Raw genomic sequence first — 21,243 nt, forward strand, 5'->3', positions numbered from 1 at the left:
CATAGTCCTTCAATAGGTCAGGCGCAGGCCGGCGAACAGGGATCGTCCTTCGCCCGGGAAGAAGACGGCGGTCGAGGCGGCGCGGGCGTCGGTCACGGCGCCGAAGTTCGACACATAGGTCGTATCGAACAGGTTGCGGGCGTCGGCGAAGACCGCGACGCCCGGCCGGACCGTCCATCCCAGGTTCAGATTGGCCACGGCGTAGGACGGCGACTTCAGCGTATTGCGATAATCGACCCAGGCGTCGGCGAAGGACCATTCCACCGATGGCGCGGCGAACCAGCCGGATGGATGATCGTAGCGCAGCTCGGCTCGGTACAGGTGGGGCGGCACCACCGGCAGGCGGGCGTCGCCATAGACCCTGTCGCCGTCGAAGCGGAAATCCGACCAGCAATAGGTCTGGCGCAGACGCCATTGCGGCGCGATCCGCCAGTCCAGCCCGGCCTCGATCCCCTGATGCGTCGTCGGGCCGGCGTTGAAGGTGGCCGCCGGAACGCCCAGGGCCGCATTCGGTATGAAATTCAGCAGTTCGTGCTTCAGTTCGGCGCGATAGGCGGTCAGGTCCCAGGTGAAGGCCCCGCGACGGCCGCGCGCGCCGACCTCGGCCGTCACCGCCTTCTGCGGGACCAGCGGCTGGAAGCCTTCGGCCGTGGGAGACAGGGACGAGAAGTTGGGCGGTTCGACCGAACGGGTCACATTGGCGAAGACCTGGGCGCCGTCGTCCGCCTCCCATAGCAGGCCGACACGGGGCGCGAACCAGTCGTAGGTCCGCTCGGTCGTCAGGTCGAAGGTCCCGCTGACGCCCGGCACGGCGTAGCCGCGATAGTCGCGTTCGGCCCGGCCCCAGGTTCCGCCGCCGACCAGGGCTATCCGTTCGGCCACGAACAGTCGTCCTTCGGCGAAGACGTCCAGTCCCCTGGCGTTCTGGAAGCTGCGGGCGCGCAAGCCCCCGTGCGAGCCGGCCAGATTGACCCATTGTTTGGCGTCCAGATCGCCTTGGCGATACCAGGCGCCGTAGAAGGCGTCGGCGCGCAGGCCGGCCAGGCGGCCCCGCCAGTCGAACCGTCCGAACAGGCCTTGATTGCGGCTCTGCTGGTCGATGACCTGAAAGATCGGGTGGTCCAGATCCTTCCATGTCCCATAGACGGCGCCTTCGAACACGGTCGCCTCGTCCAAGCGCCATCGCGTCTGCAGCGTCGCGCGCAGCGATGTCATGTTGCGCTGATAGTTCAACGCCGTGCTGGAGGCCGCCGCCTGGGTCGGGTCGGTCTTCAACTGATCCAGCGTCAGGCTGCCGGGAATCTGCTGGTGGATGTCGCCGCCCGACACCAACAGCCGCACCTCCCGATCCTGACCGAAGGCGCGGCCCAGATTGGCGGACAGATGCAGGGACTTGCCCTCGCTCTGATCGCGCCAGCCGTCGGCGGTCTGGCCTGTCAGGGCGGCGAAACCGTCCCAGTTCCCGCTCTGGCCGGCGATCTCCCCATGCAGGCGCGCCGTCCCATACGCACCTCCATCCAGCCGCAGGCCCAGGTTTGCGCCCGCCGTGCGCCCGGTGGGCGTGACCAGATTGACCGCACCGCCCAGCAAGGAACCGCCGAACCGCAGGGCGTTGCCGCCCTTGTAGACCTCGGTGTAGCGGGCGATCAGCGGGTCGATCAGTTGAAAGTCGCCAAAGCCGTCGGCTTCGTTGAACGGCACGCCGTCCTGGGCCAGCAGGACGCCGCGATTGTGGCTGGCGTTGCCGATGCCCGATCCCCGGATCGAAAGTCGGATGTCGCCGCCCCATTTCTTCTGGGCATAGACGCCGGGCGCGTCGCGCAGGACGTCGGCCAGGTTGGGCGCATAGCGGTCGGCGTAGGATTCGGCCGAGATCACGGCGACGGCGCCTGGCGTGCGGCTCAGCCTGGCGCGCGCTTCGGCGACGACCGGCGGGTCGTAGGCGTTGCGCCGCGCCGTGACGATGACGCTGTCGATCTGGGTCGGGGCGGCGGTCTGCGCCCAGGCGGGCGCGGCCAGGGCGGCCAGAAGCAGCGCGCACGGCGCCGCGGAGGTCTTGAGAGACATTGAGGGTCCTGAAATCAGAGAATCGGGCCGTCCGACGCGGGCCGGTCGCGGATCGGTCTGGTTTCAGGCGTGGGGCGGAGCGGTGGAAGGCGGTCGCGGCGGGGCGCGGGCGGGCGGCGGCGGGCTGACGCCGAAAGGCGCATAGACGACGGCGCTATAGGTGCTAAGTATCTGGGCCGGTTCGGGCGACGGGGGGGCGGGCAGGGCGGCGGGCGCAGGCGTGACGCAGGCGGCGCATTTGGCCCCCACATGTTTGTTCGCCGGCCCGTCCACCCCGCCCGACTGGATCGTCTGCGGCCCCTCGGCGGTGCAGATGACCAGCGGATGACCCGGCTGGACCGCCGCCAGCGCCGCGAACGGCAGAAGCGCGCCGATCACGAGCGCGAACACCGCCGCCAGGAAGGCCAGCGATTTCGATGTCGACCAGTTGTCGGCCTGGGATCGGGTCACGGTTCGCCTGTAGGGCGTTTCGATCCTCTGCGAAAGGCGGCGTCTTGTCCTAAAGCGCGCCGCGCGCCGCCTGGCGCGGGCTGAACTTGGGCGCGGGAGCCAGGCGCATGACCTCGCCCTGATAGCGTTCGTCGTCGCCGGCGACCGCGAAGGGCAGGGCGTCGGCGCAGGCCTGCAGCAGGGCGTTCAGCCAGGGCTGTTCCGCCTTGTGGAAGTCGCCCAGCACGTGCGGCATGACCAGGTCCTTCTCGCCCGGATGGCCGATGCCCATGCGCGCGCGGCGGAAGTCGGCGCCGAGGTGGCTGATCAGCGAGCGGACGCCGTTCTGGCCCGCCGCCCCGCCGCCGGTCTTCATGCGGAAGCGGCCGGGGGCCAGGTCGATCTCGTCGTGGAAGACGATGATTTCGCCGGGCTTGACCTTGTAGAAGCGCGCCGCCTCGCCGACGGCCCGGCCGCTTTCGTTCATATAGGTCTGGGGCTTCATCAGCAGGACGCGTTGTCCCTCGACCTCGCCCTCGGCGACGATCGACTGGAACTTGGCGCGCTCGGGCCCGAACCGCCAGCGGCGCGAAATCTCGTCGGCCGCCATGAAGCCGATGTTGTGTCGGTTCTTCTCGTATTTTGCGCCCGGATTGCCCAGGCCGGCGATGATGATCATGGGGCTCTCATGCCGCGCGTGTCGCCCAAAGAAAAGCCCCGCCGCGGCGAGCCGGGCGGGGCGCGATCTCGTCGGAGCGACGGAAGGCTTAGCCTTCGGTCTTCTCGGCCGGGGCGGCCTCGGCTTCCGCGGCTTCGTCGGCGGCGGCCGACAGGGCGGCCGAGGAGACCTTGATCGTGGCGATCACGAAGTCGCGGTCGCTGATGGTCGCTTCCGCGCCCTTGGGCAGGGCGATGTCCGAGATGCGGAGGGTGTCGCCCATCTGCGCCTTGGCCAGGTCGACGACCAGTTCTTCCGGGATCTGGTCGGCGCGGACCAGGATTTCGACGGCGTGACGAACGACTTCCAGCGAGCCGCCTTGACGGGCGAAGGGCGCCTCGTCGGCGTTCAGGAAGCGAACCGGAACCTCGATCTTGACCGGGGCCTTCTCATCCACGCGCATCAGGTCGAAGTGCAGCGGACGATCCGACACCGGGTCGAACTGAACGTCCTTGGCGATGACCGGCTGGGTCTCTTCGCCGTACTTCAGCGTCACCAGGTGGCCCAGCAGCTTGCCGGTGTAGAGGGACTTGCGGAAGTCCTTCTCGTTCACCGAAATGGCGACAGGGGCCTTTTCGCCGCCGTACAGGACGCCCGGCACGAAACCGTCGCGACGCGCAGCGCGGGCGCTGCCGGTGCCGACGCCATCGCGGACGTCCACGTTCAGAATGATCTCGGCCATGTGGCTCGCCTCAACAACAACAGAAACGCCGCGCCAACCCTGGGCCCGCGCGGCGGGGTCATGAACCCTCGAATTCAAGAGCGCGGGCTATTACACGCATCGAACCGGCGGCGCAACTGTGAAAGGCGCCCTCAGGCCGCCTCGGCGCGATCCTTGAGCACGGTCGCCGGCGCGGCCACCAGGGCCAGCAGTTCGGCGGCGTTGAAGGGTTTGGCCAGGTGATGGTCGGCGCCCGCCGCACGCCCGGCGGCGACGTGTTCGGGCATGGCGTTGGCGGTCAGCATGACGACGGGGGTGCGCGCCAGGCCCATGGCCGCCTCGTGCAGGCGGATTTCCTGGGTCGCCGTCAGTCCGTCCATCACCGGCATCTGCATGTCCATAAGCACCAGGTCGAAGGCGCCGGCGCGGAAGGCCTCCAACGCCTGGGCGCCGTCCTCCACCATGACGATCTGCGCGGGCGTCTGCGCAAGAATCAATTCGATGACGCGCCGGTTGGTCGGATGGTCGTCCGCCACCAGGACGCGCGTCGACCGCGCGCCGTCGGCGGGTTCTGGCGCGCCGGCGTCCGCTTTCTGCGGTTGAGGGGCCGCGCACGGCCTGAGCGGAAGCGTCAGTATGAAGGCGGCGCCGCCCCCTGGCTCGCTTTCGCAATCCAGGTCGCCGCCCATCATGTCGGCCAGCTGGCGGCAGATCGACAGGCCCAGGCCCGACCCGCCGAACCGGCGCGTGATGCCGCCATCGGCCTGTTCGAATCGGCTGAACAGACGGCTGCGCGTCGCGGCGTCGAAGCCGATGCCGCTGTCCTCGACCGTGAAGCGCAGCACTGGCCGGCCCTCGCGATCCTGACCGCGCTGGACGATCAGGCCGACGAAGCCCTGGCTGGTGAACTTCACCGCATTGGAGATCAGATTGGTCAGCACCTGTTTGACGCGCACCGCGTCGCCCACCACCCAGAGGCCGTCCTCCAGGTCGATGTCGACATGGAAGTCCAGGTGCTTCTGGCGGGCGTTCTCGGCGTAGAGTTGCGCCGCCTCCCGCACCACGGCGGCCAGTTCGAAGGCGTCCTCGGTCAGTTCCAGCTTGCCCGATTCGACGCGAGCCAGGTCCAGGATGTCGCTGAGCAGGGTTTGCAGCGTCTTGCCCGACGCCTGCATCAGATCCAGCATCTCGCGCTGTTCGGCGGTCAGGTCGGTCTTGGCCAGGGCCTGGGACAGGCCGATCACCCCGTTCAGCGGGGTGCGGATCTCGTGGCTCATATTGGCCAGGAACTGGCTTTTGGCGACATTGGCCGCCTCGGCCGCGTCGCGGGCCTCGGCCAGGGCCTGGGCGTCGCGCTTCAGGTCGGTGATGTCGTTGCAGACCGTGACGGTGCCGCCTTCGGACGTCCGGCGATCCTGGATGCGCAGCCAGCGGCCGCCGGCCACCCGCTGCTCGCTGCTGGAGGACAGCTGGCGTCGCGCGGTCATACGTTCGCTGAGCCATTCCTCTTCGCGCCCGGCCGCTTCCTGATAGCGGCCTTCGTCGATGCCGATGCGCAGCGCCTCCCGGAACGTCAGGCCGACCGCCAGATGCGGCTCCAGCTCCGGGTTCACCTCGGCGTAGCGGGCGTTCCACAGCACCAGCCGGTCCTTGCTGTCGTAGAAGCCCAGCCCGTCCGGCATGGCGTCCACCGCCTCGCGAATGCGGCGCAGATCGGTCGAGCGCGAGACATAGGCCATGACGGCCAGCACCCCGCCGACGCCGCAGACCAGCAGCAACACCACGCCCACCAGCAGGCGCATGGCGGCGGGCGACAGGCCGTGGTCGTGAAGCACGAACGGATCGGGGACAATGGCGATGGCCGCCATGCCCACGAAATGCAGAACCAGCACCATCAGCGACAGGCCTGTCGCGGTCAGAGCCAGGTTCGCCGGGCCGCCGCGCCGATAGAAGAAGGCGGTCAGGCCGCCCACAACCATGGCCCCGCCCAGGGATGCCGCGACGAGGCCGGCGTCCCAGTATATGTGGGCCGGACCCTCGATGGCGGCCATGCCGAGATAGTGCATGGCGCCGACTCCGGCGACCGCGATCGCCGCGGCCATCATCCGCCACGCCCGCCCCTTGCCCCGTTGGATGCAGGCGAAGGTCAGGCCGCTCATGGCCAGGATCACCGCCAGCGACGCCAGCGTCAGCCATGGGTCGTAGCGGACAGGCACGCCGGCGATATAGCCCTGCATCGCCACGAAATGGGTCGCCCAGATCGAAAGGCCGCCCACGACGGCGGCGATGACCGCCGCGCGGCGTCTTGCCGCGCGGTCGCGCGGACGCACCCGCTCCATGAAGCGGATCGAAACGCCAAGACCGACCATGCAGATCAGCGCAGCCAACAGTGTGATCCGCCAGTCGTGATCGCGCGCAATACAGTAGATGATGCGGTCCACGAGGCCTCCCCTTGCAGGCACTCTGGCTGAAATGTCTAAAGAAACCGTGCGGCGAAGCTCCCGGAACGCATCAGCCTGTCGAAGCGCCGTCACAAAATCCGTGCAAGGATCGGATATCGCCGTGCATTTCAAGGTCGCCGCCCGTCCATGCCCTACGAAGTTTCGCCTTCGCCCGTCGCGCCGATGTCCTCTTCGCGACTGTGGACGGTGGGGGCCAGCATCGGCATCGCCATCCTGATCCTGGTGGTGCTGGCGATCCTGCACCCCGAACTTGCGGGTTGGCTGCTCGGCGGCGCGCTGATCGTGGCGGCGTCGGCCTGGCTTTTGAACATGCCGGGCGCGGCCGACGCCGCGCCGGCGGCGACGGACGGCGTGGCCGCCGACGCGCCGAACGATCCGGCCGCCGGGGACCTGCTGGACCGGGTATTCGAGGCCTTGGACGATCCGGTCCTGGTCGTCAGCGGCGGAGAGCCCGACGACATCGCCGGCCGGCGGATCGTGATGGCCAACGGCGCGGCGCGCGAACTGTTGCGCATCCAGCGCCAGGGCGCCCTGCTGGTCCAGGTCATCCGCGAACCCGGCGTGCTGGAGGCGGTGGACGAGGCCTTGTTCGGCGGCGCGTCCCGCACCACCGACTACGCCACCGGCGGCCAGAGGGATCGCCGCTGGCGGGCCTGGACCCGCCCCCTGGCGGTTCATGACACCGCGGCGCCGGGCGCATCCATGGCGCTGCTGGTCCTGCGCGACGAGACCGACGCGCGACGCATCGAGATGATGCGGGTCGACTTCCTCGCCAACGCCAGCCACGAGCTTCGAACGCCCCTGGCCTCGCTGAGCGGCTTCATCGAAACCCTGAAGGGGCACGCTCGCGACGATGTGGCGGCGCGCGACCGTTTCCTGGACATCATGTCGGCCCAGGCGGATCGGATGGGGCGGCTGGTCGCGGACCTGCTGTCGCTGAGCCGCATTGAATTGAACGAGCATATTCCGCCTTCGGGTCGGGTCGATCTGGACCGCGCCGCCTCGGACGTGGTCGACGCCGTCAGCGTGCTGACGCGCGAAAAGGAGATCGCCGTCGTCCTGGATCGGGGGGAGGCGAGGGCTTCGGTCAACGGAGATCGCGACGAAATCCTGCAGGTCGTGCAGAACCTGCTCGACAATGCGGTCAAATATTCGTCGCGCAACGGCGCGGTGGAGATTTCCGTCCGGTCCGACCTGTCGTTCGACGAGGCCTGGGCCTCGCGGATGCCGGGCGCGACGCGCCTTCCGCTGGTCACGCCGGACCGGACGGCCGGCGTGCTCTATGCGGCCGTCACCGTACGCGATCATGGCCCCGGCATGGCGCGCGAGCACCTGCCGCGCCTGACCGAGCGCTTCTACCGCGTCGAGGGCCAGAAGAGCGGCGAGCGTCAGGGCACGGGCCTGGGCCTGGCCATCGTGAAACACATCATGAACCGCCACCAGGGCGGTCTGGTCGTGGAAAGCGCGCCGGGCATGGGCGCGGCCTTCACCGCCTGGTTCCCTCAACCCGAGCGGCGATAGGCCGGAGCCGGGCGAAGCCGTCGGATCGTCGCTGTCACCCAACTGTCACGGACCCGTCTTAATCCGCTGACCATTCGCGGGCAGTAGTCGCGCCGCGTCGGTCCCGGTGTTCGGGGCCGCACGCCGATTCGCGCGCGTCGCTTCGGACTTCGAATGATCTGGATTTATCTGCTGATCCTCATGGCGCTGAGCGCGGCCGCCTTCTTCGGCGGTCGCGAGCTGGCGCGCCGCCGGTCGGTCGGCGCCAAGCCCCATTCCCGCCCCGGCCAGCACGGCGCCTACGCCCTGATCTGGGTCGCGGCGCCCGCCCTTCTGGTGTTGATCCTGGCCTCGGTCTTCTCCGCCCCGCTGCAACGCCAACTGACGGCTTCGGGCGCGCCGGAGGCTGTCGCCGCGCTGGAGCCCTTCCGCCGCGACGCCTTCTTCGCCGACGCCCACCGGGTCGGGCGTGGCGAGCCGGCCTTGCAGATCTGGGAGCGGCCCCTGGCCGAACAATTGCCGGTCGAGGCGCGCCGCATGGTCCGCATCGAACGCCTGCTGGCGTGGGGCGGAGGCTCGGCCGCCATCCTGGCCGCCATCCTGGGCGGTCTGTTCGCCCTGACCCAGATCAAGCCCGGGACGCGCGCCCGCAACCGGGTCGAGGGCTGGATCTACGGCGCCCTGTTCGTCTGTTCGGCCATCGCCATCCTGACCACCCTGGGCATCATCGCCTCCCTGGCCTTCGACAGTTTCCGCTTCTTCCAGAAGGTGCCGATCCTCGACTTCCTGTTCGGAACACAGTGGAGTCCCCAGATCGCGATCCGCGCCGACCAGGTGGGGTCGTCCGGCGCCTTCGGGGCCGTGCCCCTGTTCGCCGGCACCCTGCTGATCATGGTCATCGCCATGTGCGTGGCGGCGCCCATCGGCCTGCTGTCGGCGGTCTATCTGTCGGAATACGCCAGCCGCACGACGCGGGCCGTCATCAAGCCGCTGCTGGAGATTCTGGCCGGGGTGCCGACGGTGGTCTACGGCTTCTTCGCCGCCCTGACGGTCGGGCCGATCCTGCGGGTGTTCTTCAACGAGATCGGCCTGTTCCTGATCGGCGGTCCTCTGGACGGACTGGGTCAGTATCTGGCCCTGGTTCAGAACCAGATGGCGCTGACCGCCGGCGCCGTCATGGGCATCATGCTGATCCCCTTCGTGTCGTCCCTGTCCGACGACATCCTGAACGCCGTGCCGCAGAGCTTGCGCGACGGCTCCTTCGCCATGGGCGCCACCAAGTCCGAGACGGTCAAGCGCGTGCTGCTGCCCGCCGCCCTGCCGGGCATCGCCGGCGCCCTGCTGCTGGCCGTGTCGCGCGCCATCGGCGAAACCATGATCGTGACCATGGCCGCGGGCCTGGCCGCCAACCTGACCTTCAATCCGCTGGACACGGTGACGACCGTCACGGTTCAGATCGTGACCCTTCTGACCGGCGATCAGGAGTTCAACAGCGCCAAGACCCTGTCGGCCTTCGGCCTGGGCCTGACCCTGTTCCTGGTGACGCTGGCGCTGAACATCGTCGCCCATCGGATCGTCCAGACCTATCGGGAACAATATGACTGACGCGACCCCCGATCGGATCGACGGCGCATCCGCCAACGGGCGGCTGGAGCGGCTGCGCGCGGGCCTGAAGCGTCGTCACGCCAAGGAAACGCGCTTCAAATGGTATGGCCGCCTGGCCATCGCCGCCGCCATGCTGTTCCTGGCGGTCCTGTTGGTCCGCATCGTCGAACAGGGGCACACGGCCTTCTACACCCACACGGTGACGGTGCCGGTCTATATGGACCCCGCCCGCATCGACCGCGCCTATCCGCAAGGCTCCAACTTCGAGCAGATGGCCGCCGAGCAGCAGTTGCAGCGCATGGGCGTCGTCGACGACGCCCTCGGAACCAACGCCGCCCAGATGAAGCGGCTGTTCTCGTCGGAGCTGAAGTTCGTCGCCGCCGACCTGGTCGCCAAGCGGGGCGAGGTCATCGGCGAGACCGTGCCCCTGGCCGCGCCGCTTTCGGACGACGCCGACCTGTATCTGAAGGGCGAAATCTCCAGCGACACGCCGGAAGACCAGCGCCGCCTGACCGACCAGCAGATCGCCTGGCTGGACAAGATGAAGGCCGACGGAGTCGTCGGCGCCCACTTCAACACCGCTTTGTTCACCAATGGCGATTCCACCCAGCCCGAGATGGCCGGAGTGCTGGGCGCCGTCGTCGGTTCGGCCCTGATGCTGATGGTCACGGCCCTGATCGCCATTCCTCTGGGCGTCGGCGCGGCCATCTGGCTGGAAGAGTTCGCGCCCAAGAACAAGCTGACGGACATCATCGAGGTCAACATCAACAACCTCGCGGCCGTGCCGTCGATCGTCTACGGCTTGCTGGGTTTGGCCCTGTTCATCAACTGGATGCATCTGCCGCGCGCCAGCCCAATCGTCGGCGGCCTGGTCCTGGCCTTGATGGCCCTGCCGACCCTGGTCATCGCCACCCGTTCGGCGCTGAAGGCGGTGCCGCCGTCGATCCGCGAGGCGGCGCTGGCCATGGGCGCCTCGAAGACCCAGACGGTGTTCAGCCATGTCCTGCCGCTGGCCATGCCCGGCGTCATGACCGGCGCCATCATCTCCATGGCCCACGCCCTGGGCGAGACCGCGCCCCTTCTGCTGATCGGCATGGTCAGCTTCGTGCCGGGCGTGCCGCACGCCATCGACCAGCCGGTCGGGGCGCTGCCGTCGCTGATCTACATCTGGGAGAACGCCTCGGAGCGGGCCTTCCACGAACGCACCGCCGCGGCGATCATCGTCCTGCTGGTCTTCATGATCATCATGAACGCGGCGGCCATCATCCTGAGGCGGCGCTTCGAGCGTCGGTGGTAAGAGAATGAAATTCCGTATTTTCCGCTCCGCCGAGGACCAGACGGGCGCCGGGCCGGCCGATCCCACCCAGACGCCGCGCATGGGCGGCCAGGTCCTGCCCGAGGTCGCGCCCGCGTCCGACGCCGCGCCCGCCGAACCGCGCGTGGAAGACGCGACCCCCGTCGCCGCGCCGACCGTCGTCGACACCCCGCCGACCGGACCGATCAAGATCGCCGCACGCGACGTCTCGGTCTTCTACGAAGGCAAGCAGGCGCTTTACGACGTCTCGCTGGACATCCCGGACAAGACGGTCACGGCCCTGATCGGCCCGTCTGGCTGCGGCAAGTCGACCTTCCTGCGGACCATGAACCGCATGAACGACACCATCGCCGGAGCGCGCGTCACCGGCCGCATCGCGATGGACGACGAGGACATCAACGACCGCTCCATCGACCCGGTGCTGCTGCGCGCCCGCGTCGGCATGGTGTTCCAGCGTCCGAACCCCTTCCCCAAGTCGATCTACGAAAACGTCGCCTACGGCCCGAAAATCCACGGCCTGGTCTCGTCCAAGTCCGAGATGGACGGCGTGGTCGAAAGCGCCCTGAAGCGCGCGGGCCTGTGGGAGGAGGTCGCGGACCGTCTGCAATCGTCGGCCATGGGCCTGTCGGGCGGTCAGCAGCAGCGTCTGGTCATCGCCCGCGCCATCGCGGTGAACCCCGAGGTCATCCTGATGGACGAGCCCTGCTCGGCCCTGGACCCCATCGCCACGGCGCGGATCGAGGAGCTGATCGACGAACTGCGCGAGCGGTTCTGCATCGTCATCGTCACCCACTCGATGGCCCAGGCCGCGCGGGTGTCGCAACGCACCGCCTTCTTCCATATGGGCCGTCTGGTCGAGACGGGCGACACGGAAGACATCTTCCAGAACCCGCGCGAACGGCGCACCCTCGACTACATCACGGGACGCTTCGGCTAATCCGATGAACCAGCACACCGTCAAAGCCTATGGCGACGAACTGAACCAGATCACGGCCGAGGTCGCCCGCATGGGCGGCCTGGCCGAGGCCCAGGTCGCGGACGCCATCGATTCCGTCGCCCGGCGCGACATCGCCCTCGCCCGCGCGGTGGTCGAGCGCGACCTGAAGTTGGATGCGCTTCATCGCGACATCGAGAAGAAGGCCATCCGCCTGATCGCCCTGCGCCAGCCGGTCGCCAGCGACCTACGTCGCACCCTGGGCGCCATGAAGATCGCCACCGACCTGGAGCGCACCGGCGATCTGGCCAAGAACATCGCCAAGCGCGCCCTGATCCTGGCCGAGGGCGCGCCGATGCAGCCCCTGACCCGCTCCATCGAACGAATGGGGCGGCTGGTCTCCACCCGCCTGCGCGACGTGCTGGACGCCTATACGGCCTCCGAACTGGATCGCGCCGTCGCCGTCTGGCAGACCGACGACGAGGTGGACGAGCACTACAACGCCCTGTTCCGCGAGCTTCTGACCTACATGATGGGCGATCCGCGCACGATCGGCGCCTGCACCCACCTGCTGTTCATGGCCAAGAACCTGGAGCGGATCGGGGATCACGCGACCAATATCGCCGAGACCGTCCATTACGAGATCACCGGCGAGGAAATCCTGGGCGAGCGCCCGCGCGCCCAGCCGACGGCCGAGGACTCCGATCCGACGCCCAACCTTTCCACGCACTGACCCGAGCCCGGAGACCCGACGTGCAGCCCTATATCCTTGTGATGGAAGACGAGGACGCGCTGGCGACCCTGCTTCAATACAATCTGGAAAAGGAAGGCTACGACGTCACCGTCGCCGCCGACGGCGAGGAGGGGATGCTGCAGATCGACGAGCGGCTGCCCGATCTGGTGCTGCTGGATTGGATGCTGCCCAAGCTGTCGGGCATCGAGGTCTGCCGGCGCATCCGGGGCAAGGCCGAGACGCGCAACCTGCCGATCATCATGCTGACCGCGCGTGGCGAGGAAAGCGACCGCGTGCGCGGTCTGGACACCGGCGCCGACGACTATCTGACCAAGCCCTTCTCGATGGTCGAACTGATCGCCCGCATCCGCGCGGTGCTGCGCCGCATCCGGCCCGGTCTGGCCGACGACCGGCTGAACCACGGCGACATCATCATCGACCGCGTCTCGCACCGGGTGAAGCGCGACGGCAAGGAGGTTCACCTGGGGCCGACCGAATTCCGCCTGCTGGACCATTTCATGCAGCATCCCGGACGGGTGTTCAGCCGCGAGCAGCTGCTGGACGCGGTCTGGGGGTCGGACGTCTATGTCGAGGCCCGCACCGTGGACGTCCATGTCGGCCGCCTGCGCAAGGCCCTGTCCATCGGCGACGACAGCGCCAACCCGATCCGCACTGTCCGCTCGGCCGGCTATTCGCTGGACCTGGAAGGCTGAGAGAAAAAAGGACGGGCCATCAGGCCGCCCTCTCGATTCAGATTTGCGCCGCGACCACTTCGTCCGGCTCCAGGGCATAGACGGTGGCGCAGTATTCGCAGGTGACGCGAATCTTGCCGTCCGGCTCCAGCATTTCTGAGCGCTCGCTCGGATCGAACGAGGCCAGGACCGAGGCGATCCGGTCGCGCGAGCAGCGGCACACGGCGGTCAGTTCGCGCGCGCCCTCCAGCCGCACCCCATCCTCGTGGAACAGGCGGAACAGCAGGGTTTCCGGCGATGTCGTCGGGTCGATCAGTTCGTCGTCGGCCAGGGTGCCGAACAGGGCGCGGGTGCGGTCCCACACCTCCTCGGTCGAGCCGCGCGTCTCGTCGCCGGCGATGATCTGGATCATCGCCCCGCCGGCGCGCCACTGCGAACCGGCCTCGGTCGCCACCGCCCCGACCGCCAGACGCACCTTTGTCGGCACCTGTTCGGACTGCTGGAAATAGTGTTCGGCCGCCAACGACAGGCTCTCGCCCTCGATGGGGGTGATGCCCTGGGTGCGTTCGAAATCGGGGCCGCGATCCAGGGTCATGACGAAGACGCCTTCGCCCAGCAGCGATTTGGCGCCGGGGCGGGCGAAGCCGGTGGACGCCGCCGCGACCTCCGCCTCGTCATAGCGGCAGTAACCGCGCAGCGAGCCGTCTGTGCCATAGTCGGCGACCACATAGCGCACGGGTCCGTCGCCTTGCGCCTGGACCAGCAGCCGGCCGTCGAACTTCAGGCTGGAGCCGATCAGGGCCGCCAGGGCGCAGGCCTCGCCCAGCAGGGCGGCGACGGGCTCAGGGTAGGCGTGAGCGGCCAGGATCTTGTCGATGGCGGCGCCCAGGCGGACCAGACGACCGCGCACGGGCCAGCCCTCGATCTGGAAGGCGGCCGCCAGATCGTCGGAAATGGGAGTGTGGGGCGCGTGATCGGTCACGGCGGGTCCTTTGGCGACATCATTTCGGGATCGGGGCTATGTAGGCGCCCGACGCGCTGTTGATAAGGGCTAATCCCGTGCGGCGTCGCGCGCCGTGGGCCGCCTGCGACGGAACCCTTTGCGGCCCCGTTCGCTCTTTTCCGACAAGCGGAGCCGTCGCTTCGCCTGACAGCCATTCCGACGAAAAGGTCCGCCGATGATCCGCGACATCGATCCGATTCAAGAAATTCGCAAACATCCCGGCGTCACGGCCGGCAGCCTGGCCGCCCTGGCGCTCGGCGCGGCGGCGATTCTCTATCTGACCCAGCGCACCGGCCCGACCCGTTATCAGCGCATCAAGACCCGTATGGACCCGCGCGGATGGGTCGATGCCGCCGAACTGCGCGATCGTTTCCACGACGCCGTCGACGCTTTCCGACATCGCGCCGAAGAGGTCGGCGAACACGCCGGCGATCTGTCGCGAGCCGCCCGTCACCGCGCGGCCGACGCCGCCTACGACGCGCGCGACCGGGCCGACGATTGGTTCCGGTCAGCCCGCAAGGGATCGAAGAAGGCGTTGAAGAAGCACGGAAAGACCGCTCGCCGCTACGCCGACGACGCCGGCGTCTACGCCCGCGACCATGTGCGCGAGGGCGGGGCGCTGCTGGCGGTCGCGACCATCGCCGCGGCCGTCGGCGCCGCCGTGCTGGAAAGTCGTCGCCCGGACAGCCGCGTGCGCCGGATCGTGCGTTTCTGACAGGGTCTTGCCGCCCGGTGCGGGAAACCGCATCGGGCGGCACGGTTTAAGCGCAGCTTTGCGCCGCCTTCAGCAGGCTTGGCTATGCTGCGGCCGCGAAGGCCGCTAAGACGCCGTGCATGAGCGCCCGCCCCACCCTGATCTTCGACTTCGATTCGACCCTGGTCGATTTCGAGACCCTCGAACTCTTGGCTGACATCGCCCTGGCCGGCGCGCCGGACGCCGAGGCGATACGGTCCCAGATCGCCTCTCTGACCGACAGGGCCATGGGCGGCGAACTGGATTTCGGCCAGGCCTTGCGCCAACGCCTGGCGCTGCTGCCCCTGAACCGCGATCACGTCCAGATCCTGGCCGCGTCTGCGCCGGATCGGCTGACGGCGTCGGTTCGGCGCAACCTCGACTTCTTCCGTCAGAACCCCGGCAAGATCATCGTCATCTCCGGGGGCTTTCGCGAGGTGATCGCCCCGGTCGCCCAGGCGCTGGGCGTCCCGCCCGACCGCATCCTGTGCAACGACCTGATCTATGACGCCGACGGGCGCGTGACGGGCGTGGACGAGGCCAATCCCCTGTCGCACGCGAACGGCAAGCCGGCCGCCATCCACGCCCTGAACCTGTCGGGCCGCGTGGTCATGATCGGCGACGGCTGGAACGACGCCGAGGTCAAGATCGCGGGGGCCGCCGACGCCTTCTACGCCTTCACCGAGGTCGTCCGCCGTGCGCGGGTGGTCGAAGCCGCCGACATGGAGGCCGCCTCTCTGGACGAGGTTCTTCACGCCGAGGGCCTGGTCGGCCGCTGGTCCTTTCCGCGCAGCCGCATGAAGATGCTGCTGCTGGAGAACATCCACCCCGCCGCCGTCGAACGGCTGGAAGAGGCGGGCTATTCGGTCGATACGGTCAAGGGCGCCCTGGACGAGGACGACCTGATCGCCGCCGTCAAGGGCGTGCATGTGCTGGGCATCCGCTCCAAGACCACGGTGTCGCGCCGGGTGCTGGAGGAGGCCGACAAGCTGATGGCCGTCGCCGCCTTCTGCATCGGCGTGAACCAGATCGACCTGGACGCGGCCTCCGACCACGGCGTCGCGGTGTTCAACGCGCCATACTCCAACACCCGTTCGGTGGTGGAGCTGGCCATCGGCCTGATGATCGTCCTGATGCGCGACGTGGTCGACAAGTCGGCCGCCATGCATGTCGGAAAGTGGAACAAGTCCGCGACCGGATCCAAGGAACTGCGCGGCAAGACCCTGGGGATCGTCGGTTACGGCGCCATCGGCAGCCAGCTGTCGGTTCTGGCCGAAAACCTGGGGATGCGGGTTCTGTTCTACGACCTGTCCGAACGGCTGGCGCTGGGCAACGCCCGGCGGATGCGATCGCTGGACGCCCTCCTGGCCGAAAGCGACGTGGTCACGCTGCACGTCGACGGCCGCAAGGAAAACAGCGCCATCTTCGGCGCGGCGCAGTTCGCCCAGATGAAGGAAGGGGCCCTGTTCCTGAACCTGTCGCGCGGTCACGTCGTCGATGTCGGCGCCCTGTCCCAGGCCATGGGATCGGGCCGGATCGCGGGCGCCGCCGTGGACGTCTTCCCCGAGGAGCCGCGCACGAATTCGGACCCGTTCCAAAGCCCGCTCCAGGGATTGAAGAACATGATCCTGACCCCCCACGTCGGCGGCTCGACCGAAGAGGCGCAGGAGGCCATCGCCGAGTTCGCCGCCGAACGGCTGCTGGGCTATCTGAACCGGGGCGACACCACCTTCAGCGTCAACCTGCCGAACGTGCAACTGGCCGAAGTCTCGGGCGCGCACCGAATCCTGCACATCCACCGCAACCAGCCGGGCGTGCTGGCTGAGCTGAACCGGGCCCTTGCGGCGGCGGGCCTGAACATCCTGGGCCAGCATCTGAAGACGGACGAGCGGACCGGCTATGTCATCACCGACGTCGATCGCGACTACGACCCCGAGGCCCTGCGCGCGCTCAAGACCGTGCCCGGCACGCTGAAGTTCCGCACCCTGCATTAGGATGCGCAGGAAAATCTTCCGAGGACTGACGTAACGACATCTTGCCATCTGCGCTGACGGGCGCATCCTGCCTGGCAACGGCCGCGATCCATGACGGCCGGGGAGGATTCACATGTCACGCTATATCACCGGCGGCGCCGTCGCCGCCTTGGCGGTCGCGGCCTGCGCCTTCGCGGGCTCGGCCTCGGCTCAGACCTACAATCGCCTGGTCGTCTTCGGCGACAGTCTCAGCGACAACGGCAATCTCTATCTGATCTCGGGCGGGACCCAGCCGCCGTCGCCGCCCTACGCCCGCCGGTTCTCGAACGGCCCGACCTTCGTCGAACTGCTCGGCTTCAACGCCGCCAACTTCAACGGCTCGGTGACGGGCAGCATCAACTACGCCTTCGGCGGATCGCGCACCGACGCCTCGGCCGGCGTGCCGTTCGGCATGCTGAACCAGCTGTCGCGCTACACCGCTGCGGGCGGGCGTTTCAGCTCGACCGATCTGGTCAGCGTGCTGGGCGGCGCCAACGACATCTTCCAGGGACTGCCGATCGCCGGCGCCTCGGCCAGCCCGGTCGCGGCCATCACGCCTGTCGCGACGGCGGCGGCGGCCAATATCGACAGCCTGGTGAACAGCATCGCCGGCGCCGGCGCGGGGACCATCCTTGTCACGAACCTGCCCAAGCTCAGCCTGACGCCGCAGTTCCGGGGCACGACGGCGGCGCCCCTGGCCGACTACGCCGTGACCACCTTCAACGCCGCGCTTCAGGCCAATCTGACCGCCACGGCCGCCGCCCGTCCGGGCGGCAACATCGTCATGATGGACCTGTTCAAGGTCGGCGACACCCTTGCCGCCGACCCCGGCGCCTTCGGCATCGCCAACATCGCCCAGACCTGCTTCAACGGCGTGACCGTCTGTTCGAACCCCGACAGCTATTTCTACTTCGACGGCGTCCACCCGACGGCGGCGGGGCATCGGATCATCGCCCAGTTGGCGACCGACTATCTCTACTATGGCGACATCGGCGCCCAATCGACCCTGCAGGGCGAGACGGCCTATCGCCACCGCGAGGATGCTCTGGACAGCGCCAGCGACGCCTTGTCGGGCCGCCAGCCGTGGGAAGCGGGCGTCGCCGTCACCACTTCGGCCCTGATCGACAGCGTCGACACCGACGCGCGCGGACCGGTCAAAAGCGCGACCAGCGACGGCTGGGGCGCCCGTATCGCGCTTGAGGCTGGCCCCTCGGCCGACTGGCGTTTCGGTCTGGCCGGATCGGCGCGCAAGACCGATGTCGACAGCCAGGCTCTGCGCTTCAACGTCGAAAGCTTCGGCCTGGACCTGTATGGCGGCTGGCGTTCGGGCGATGTGTTCGTCAATGCGGCGGTCGGGGTGGCGCGCGACAACATCGACGACATCGAGCGCACCACCAGCCTGGCCCCCATCGTCCACACGGCCGAGACGCGGGCGCTCAGCAGCGGCGCCCGACTTCAGGGCGGGAGGTGGTTCGACATGGGCGGCGTCGCCCTGTCGCCCCGCGCGGCCCTGGCCTATGTCTCCAGCGACGTTGACGGCTATTACGAACAGGGCGTCGCGGCCCAGTATCAATATGGCGACCGTACGGTGAAGGCCCTGACCGGCGAGGTCTCGCTGCGCGCCGAGGCCGAGATGGGACGGTTCGGCCTGTTCGCCGAGGGCGGCTATCGCGATGCGCTGGACGACAGTTCGGACCCGGTGCGGGTGGGGATCTACAACAATCCGGCCCAGGTCCTGTCGCGCGAAATCGACGATCCCTTCGGCGGTCAGTTCCTGGCCTCGGCCGGGTTCGAGGGGGCGGTGGGGCCGGTCAAGGTGACGGTCGGCTATCGCGGCCGCTTCGGCGACCACGCCGACAGCCACATGGGCGGCGTCCAGCTGAAACTGCCGCTGTAGACGGCGGGGCGGGGAGGGGCGCTGTCAGCGCCCCTTCTTGCGTACCCACATGGCGGCGTCGGCCTCGGCCAGCCAGGCTTCGGCGTCGGTGTGACCGTCCCAGGCCCGCACGCCGAACGATCCGCCAAGTTCGGTCTTGCGCCCATCCCAGACGAAGCCTTCGGTGCGCAGGGCCTCGGCCAGCTGGCGCGCCTTGGCCCGGCCCTCGTCCAGTCCGGCGTGCAGCATCAGCAGGGCGAATTCGTCTCCGCCCATCCGGCCGACGGCGTCCGATTCGCGCAGATTGGCCAGGAACAGCCGCGCGACCGCGACCAGGGCGGCGTCGCCGGCCGCATGGCCCAGCCGGTCGTTGACGCCCTTGAACCCGTCCATGTCCAGATACAGCAGCACGGCCGGCACCCCGTGCCGCTGGCAATAGGCCATGGTCCGCTGCAGCGCCGCCATGAAGCCCCGCCGGTTCAGGGCGGGGGTAAGCACATCGTGGTCGGCGGCGGCCTCGGCGGCGGCGGCGCGCGACTTCCAGGCTTCCAGCTCGAGACGCAGGCGCGCGATCTCGGCGGTCAGGTCGTGTTCGGCCACGTCGGTCACGGCGCAGGATGGGCTCCGATCGCGCGACTCATAAGAGGTCGCGCAGGGTCGGCCGATGGTAGAGCGTGATTCCGCGACATTGAAGCCGCCGCGCGTCGGAAACCGCCGGCTTGCGGTTGCGGCCGTCCCGTCGGTGCTGTAACGGGCGCCTTTCCGCGAGGGGCCTTGCAGACATGGCGACTTCCGAAACCCCGGTGGCGATCATCATGGGCAGCCGTTCGGACTGGCCGACGATGAAACTGGCCGCCGACAAGCTGGATCAGCTGGGCGTCGCCTGGCAGGCCAAGGTCGTCAGCGCCCACCGCACGCCCGAACGACTGGTCGCCTTCGCCACCGGCGCCAAGGCCGCAGGGTTCAAGGTCGTCATCGCCGGGGCCGGGGGCGCCGCCCATCTGCCGGGCATGGCCGCCTCCATGACCGAACTGCCTGTGCTGGGCGTGCCGGTCCAGTCCAAGGCGCTGAAGGGCATGGACAGCCTGTTGTCCATCGTCCAGATGCCGGCCGGCGTGCCCGTAGCCGCCCTGGCCATCGGCGAGGCGGGCGCCGCCAACGCCGGCATCCTGGCCGCCCAGATACTCGCCCTGTCTGACGAAGCCCTGGCCGAACGGCTGGCCGCCTTCCGCGCCGCCCAGACCGACGCCGTCGCCGAAACCGTCGAGGACTGAGTGCCCGATCTGCCGCTTCCCCCCGGTTCCACCCTCGGCGTCATCGGCGGCGGCCAACTGGGCCGGATGCTGAGCCAGGCGGCGTCGCGCCTGGGGTTCGATGTCGTCATCCTGGACCCCGAGGCCGACAGCCCGGCCGGCCGCGTCTCGGCGCATCAGATCGTCGCCGCCTATGACGATCCCCACGCCCTGACGGCCCTGGGCCGCGCCGCCGACATCGTCACCTTCGAGTTCGAGAACGTCCCCGCCGAATCCATCGAACGTCTGGCCGAGGCGGGCGCCCTGGTCGCGCCAGGGCCGACGGCGCTGCGCGTCTCCCAGGACCGGGTGGACGAAAAGACCTTCCTGAACGCCGTCGGCGCGCCGACGGTCGCCTTCGCGGTCGTCGATACGCTGGACGACCTGATCGTCGGTTTGGCCGAACTGGGCCTGCCCGCCCTGCTGAAGACCCGTCGCGAAGGCTATGACGGCAAGGGCCAGGTCTGGATTCACGCCGTCGAGGATGCGCCCGCCGCCCTGGAAAGCCTGGGCGGCCGTCCGGCCATCCTGGAGGCCAGGGCGACCTTCGTGCGCGAACTGTCGGTCATCGCCGCCCGCGACTGGGACGGCCATATGGCGGTCTATCCCCTGGGCGAGAACCGGCACGAGGGCGGCGTCCTGCGCACCACCCTGGCCCCCGCCGCCGTGGACGAGAAGACGCCAGTTCGCGCCCGCGCCATCGCCGAGGCGATCCTGGACGGGCTGGACTACGTCGGCGTCCTGGGCGTCGAGCTGTTCGACCTCGGAAACGATGTCTTGCTGGTCAACGAGATCGCCCCGCGCGTCCACAACACCGGCCACTGGACCCAGGACGGCTGCGTCTGCGACCAGTTCGAACAGCACATCCGCGCCGTCGCCGGCTGGCCGCTCGGCCCCACCACCGCCCACGCCCGCATCGAAATGACCAATCTGCTGGGCGACGAGGTCGAACAGTGGCGCGCCCTCTCGGCCAAGGCCGACGAACGCCTGCACCTCTACGGCAAGGCCGAGGCCCGCCCCGGCCGCAAGATGGCGCATGTGAACAAGGTGCTGGGGGCCGTCTAGCGTTCTCACGTTCGTCATCCTCCGACGAGCGGAGCGAGATCGGGGGACCCAGCGGCGCGCGCGAGCGCGAACCTGTCGCCATCTCGGTCTTTCCGTCTCGGTCTTTCAGTCGTGCGGCGGACAATATCGCCTTCGGCGGCGCTGGT

The 21,243-nt window shown here is 68.7% G+C and carries 18 protein-coding genes and 1 pseudogene; 12 read left to right on the plus strand and 7 right to left on the minus strand.

All coding sequences use genetic code 11. The features are described 5' to 3' along the window. Positions 1–9 precede the first annotated feature (9 nt). The 5 genes from DI624_RS08045 to DI624_RS08065 form a co-directional block, all read right to left on the minus strand. Positions 10–2,067, minus strand: a complete 2,058-nt coding sequence (locus tag DI624_RS08045) for a TonB-dependent receptor (RefSeq protein WP_291537267.1) — start codon at positions 2,065–2,067, stop codon at positions 10–12. Between the two features lie 63 nt (positions 2,068–2,130). Further along, complete coding sequence (locus tag DI624_RS08050; RefSeq protein WP_291537268.1) at positions 2,131–2,517, minus strand: hypothetical protein; 387 nt, start codon at positions 2,515–2,517, stop codon at positions 2,131–2,133. Positions 2,518–2,566: 49 nt separating this feature from the next. Beyond that, positions 2,567–3,175 carry an aminoacyl-tRNA hydrolase gene (pth, locus tag DI624_RS08055; protein WP_291537269.1) on the minus strand — a complete coding sequence of 203 codons (609 nt, stop codon included), beginning with the start codon at positions 3,173–3,175 and terminating at the stop codon, positions 2,567–2,569. A gap of 88 nt (positions 3,176–3,263) precedes the next feature. Continuing rightward, positions 3,264–3,896, minus strand: a complete 633-nt coding sequence (locus DI624_RS08060; protein ID WP_291537270.1) for a 50S ribosomal protein L25/general stress protein Ctc — start codon at positions 3,894–3,896, stop codon at positions 3,264–3,266. Positions 3,897–4,027: 131 nt separating this feature from the next. Further along, entirely contained in the window at positions 4,028–6,316 is a 2,289-nt protein-coding gene (locus DI624_RS08065) for an ATP-binding protein (protein WP_291537271.1), read from the minus strand. A 147-nt stretch (positions 6,317–6,463) separates the two neighbouring features. Here DI624_RS08065 and DI624_RS08070 point away from each other — a divergent pair, with 147 nt between their 5' ends. From DI624_RS08070 to phoB, 6 genes are all read left to right on the plus strand, one after another. Continuing rightward, positions 6,464–7,858: an ATP-binding protein gene (locus tag DI624_RS08070; protein ID WP_291537272.1), complete on the plus strand. Its 1,395-nt coding sequence runs from the start codon at positions 6,464–6,466 to the stop codon at positions 7,856–7,858. Between the two features lie 153 nt (positions 7,859–8,011). After that, positions 8,012–9,442: a phosphate ABC transporter permease subunit PstC gene (gene pstC / locus DI624_RS08075; RefSeq protein ID WP_291537273.1), complete on the plus strand. Its 1,431-nt coding sequence runs from the start codon at positions 8,012–8,014 to the stop codon at positions 9,440–9,442. After that, positions 9,435–10,739, plus strand: coding sequence for a phosphate ABC transporter permease PstA (pstA, locus tag DI624_RS08080; RefSeq protein ID WP_291537274.1), 1,305 nt, complete (start codon positions 9,435–9,437; stop codon positions 10,737–10,739). Before pstC ends, pstA begins: the two co-directional genes overlap by 8 nt. A gap of 4 nt (positions 10,740–10,743) precedes the next feature. Next, positions 10,744–11,694: a phosphate ABC transporter ATP-binding protein PstB gene (gene pstB / locus DI624_RS08085; protein WP_291537275.1), complete on the plus strand. Its 951-nt coding sequence runs from the start codon at positions 10,744–10,746 to the stop codon at positions 11,692–11,694. 4 nt (positions 11,695–11,698) lie between these two features. Beyond that, complete coding sequence (phoU, locus tag DI624_RS08090) at positions 11,699–12,424, plus strand: phosphate signaling complex protein PhoU (protein WP_291537276.1); 726 nt, start codon at positions 11,699–11,701, stop codon at positions 12,422–12,424. 20 nt (positions 12,425–12,444) lie between these two features. Further along, positions 12,445–13,137, plus strand: a complete 693-nt coding sequence (phoB, locus tag DI624_RS08095; protein ID WP_291537277.1) for a phosphate regulon transcriptional regulator PhoB — start codon at positions 12,445–12,447, stop codon at positions 13,135–13,137. A gap of 37 nt (positions 13,138–13,174) precedes the next feature. Here the strand turns inward: phoB and DI624_RS08100 are convergent, their stop codons facing one another. Beyond that, a complete protein-coding gene (locus tag DI624_RS08100) occupies positions 13,175–14,098 on the minus strand; it encodes an Hsp33 family molecular chaperone (protein WP_291537278.1) in 924 nt (307 codons plus the stop codon). A gap of 196 nt (positions 14,099–14,294) precedes the next feature. Between DI624_RS08100 and DI624_RS08105 the strand changes: the two genes are divergently transcribed. The 4 genes and pseudogenes from DI624_RS08105 to DI624_RS08115 all read left to right on the plus strand — a co-directional run bounded on the left by DI624_RS08105 (position 14,295) and on the right by DI624_RS08115 (position 18,761). Continuing rightward, positions 14,295–14,834 carry a hypothetical protein gene (locus DI624_RS08105; RefSeq protein WP_291537279.1) on the plus strand — a complete coding sequence of 180 codons (540 nt, stop codon included), beginning with the start codon at positions 14,295–14,297 and terminating at the stop codon, positions 14,832–14,834. A gap of 119 nt (positions 14,835–14,953) precedes the next feature. Further along, a pseudogene (locus DI624_RS16125) lies at positions 14,954–15,481 on the plus strand (HAD-IB family phosphatase); the annotation flags it as partial. Between the two features lie 93 nt (positions 15,482–15,574). Further along, positions 15,575–16,846 carry a phosphoglycerate dehydrogenase gene (gene serA / locus DI624_RS08110; protein WP_367142100.1) on the plus strand — a complete coding sequence of 424 codons (1,272 nt, stop codon included), beginning with the start codon at positions 15,575–15,577 and terminating at the stop codon, positions 16,844–16,846. A gap of 112 nt (positions 16,847–16,958) precedes the next feature. After that, entirely contained in the window at positions 16,959–18,761 is a 1,803-nt protein-coding gene (locus tag DI624_RS08115; RefSeq protein ID WP_291537281.1) for an autotransporter domain-containing protein, read from the plus strand. A 24-nt stretch (positions 18,762–18,785) separates the two neighbouring features. On the opposite strand, the gene DI624_RS08120 is transcribed toward DI624_RS08115, so the two are convergent. Then, positions 18,786–19,349, minus strand: coding sequence for a GGDEF domain-containing protein (locus DI624_RS08120; RefSeq protein ID WP_291537282.1), 564 nt, complete (start codon positions 19,347–19,349; stop codon positions 18,786–18,788). Positions 19,350–19,522: 173 nt separating this feature from the next. On the opposite strand from DI624_RS08120, the gene purE reads away from it, so the two are divergent. Both purE and DI624_RS08130 read left to right on the plus strand, forming a co-directional pair. Further along, positions 19,523–20,014: a 5-(carboxyamino)imidazole ribonucleotide mutase gene (gene purE / locus DI624_RS08125; protein WP_291537283.1), complete on the plus strand. Its 492-nt coding sequence runs from the start codon at positions 19,523–19,525 to the stop codon at positions 20,012–20,014. Continuing rightward, positions 20,015–21,097 carry a 5-(carboxyamino)imidazole ribonucleotide synthase gene (locus DI624_RS08130; RefSeq protein ID WP_291537284.1) on the plus strand — a complete coding sequence of 361 codons (1,083 nt, stop codon included), beginning with the start codon at positions 20,015–20,017 and terminating at the stop codon, positions 21,095–21,097. It begins immediately after the preceding gene. The last annotated feature ends 146 nt before the right edge of the window (positions 21,098–21,243 follow it).

It is taken from the genome of Brevundimonas sp. (genome assembly GCF_003248455.1).
Taxonomy (GTDB): Bacteria; Pseudomonadota; Alphaproteobacteria; order Caulobacterales; family Caulobacteraceae; genus Brevundimonas.

What these genes read in the sequence shown, in the direction of transcription:
- pstA (WP_291537274.1), top strand. Translation starts at nt 9,435, where the DNA reads ATGACTGACGCGACCCCCGATCGGATCGACGGCGCATCCGCCAACGGG.
- DI624_RS08070 (WP_291537272.1), top strand. Translation starts at nt 6,464, where the DNA reads ATGCCCTACGAAGTTTCGCCTTCGCCCGTCGCGCCGATGTCCTCTTCG.
- serA (WP_367142100.1), top strand. Translation starts at nt 15,575, where the DNA reads ATGGAGGCCGCCTCTCTGGACGAGGTTCTTCACGCCGAGGGCCTGGTC.
- DI624_RS08060 (WP_291537270.1), bottom strand. Translation starts at nt 3,896, where the DNA reads ATGGCCGAGATCATTCTGAACGTGGACGTCCGCGATGGCGTCGGCACC.
- DI624_RS08105 (WP_291537279.1), top strand. Translation starts at nt 14,295, where the DNA reads ATGATCCGCGACATCGATCCGATTCAAGAAATTCGCAAACATCCCGGC.
- DI624_RS08045 (WP_291537267.1), bottom strand. Translation starts at nt 2,067, where the DNA reads ATGTCTCTCAAGACCTCCGCGGCGCCGTGCGCGCTGCTTCTGGCCGCC.
- pstC (WP_291537273.1), top strand. Translation starts at nt 8,012, where the DNA reads ATGATCTGGATTTATCTGCTGATCCTCATGGCGCTGAGCGCGGCCGCC.
- DI624_RS08115 (WP_291537281.1), top strand. Translation starts at nt 16,959, where the DNA reads ATGTCACGCTATATCACCGGCGGCGCCGTCGCCGCCTTGGCGGTCGCG.
- pstB (WP_291537275.1), top strand. Translation starts at nt 10,744, where the DNA reads ATGAAATTCCGTATTTTCCGCTCCGCCGAGGACCAGACGGGCGCCGGG.
- purE (WP_291537283.1), top strand. Translation starts at nt 19,523, where the DNA reads ATGGCGACTTCCGAAACCCCGGTGGCGATCATCATGGGCAGCCGTTCG.
- phoU (WP_291537276.1), top strand. Translation starts at nt 11,699, where the DNA reads ATGAACCAGCACACCGTCAAAGCCTATGGCGACGAACTGAACCAGATC.
- pth (WP_291537269.1), bottom strand. Translation starts at nt 3,175, where the DNA reads ATGATCATCATCGCCGGCCTGGGCAATCCGGGCGCAAAATACGAGAAG.